Source organism: Methylobacterium sp. WL69 (genome assembly GCF_008039485.1).
Classification (GTDB): domain Bacteria; phylum Pseudomonadota; class Alphaproteobacteria; order Rhizobiales; family Beijerinckiaceae; genus Methylobacterium.
Genome location: NZ_VRUZ01000221.1, coordinates 1 through 304, shown reverse-complemented (window position 1 = coordinate 304; position 304 = coordinate 1). Strand labels below are relative to the sequence as shown.

2 tRNA genes are annotated in these 304 nt (G+C 59.9%); both read left to right on the top strand.

Annotated features, from left to right (window positions below):
- Window positions 1–48 precede the first annotated feature (48 nt).
- Window positions 49–125, top strand: a tRNA-Ile gene (locus FV218_RS22560).
- Between the two features lie 56 nt (window positions 126–181).
- Window positions 182–257: transfer RNA gene (locus FV218_RS22555), tRNA-Ala, on the top strand.
- The last annotated feature ends 47 nt before the right edge of the window (window positions 258–304 follow it).

Genomic DNA, 304 nt, shown 5'->3' with positions numbered 1-304 from the left:
CGGATAGCGTGATCGGTGCATCGTCATGGATGCCAATCTGATCGCCTTGGGCCTGTAGCTCAGGTGGTTAGAGCGCACCCCTGATAAGGGTGAGGTCGGACGTTCGAGTCGTCCCAGGCCCACCATTTGCACCACGATCGATCTTGCGAGCAGTCGAAAGGCTGTTGCCGCCTTCCAGTTTGGGGCTGTAGCTCAGCTGGGAGAGCAGTTGCTTTGCAAGCATCAGGTCGTCGGTTCGATCCCGTCCAGCTCCACCATTTGTCCTCACCCGCAGCCTAACGGCGCGACGGGGGCAAACGAGCCT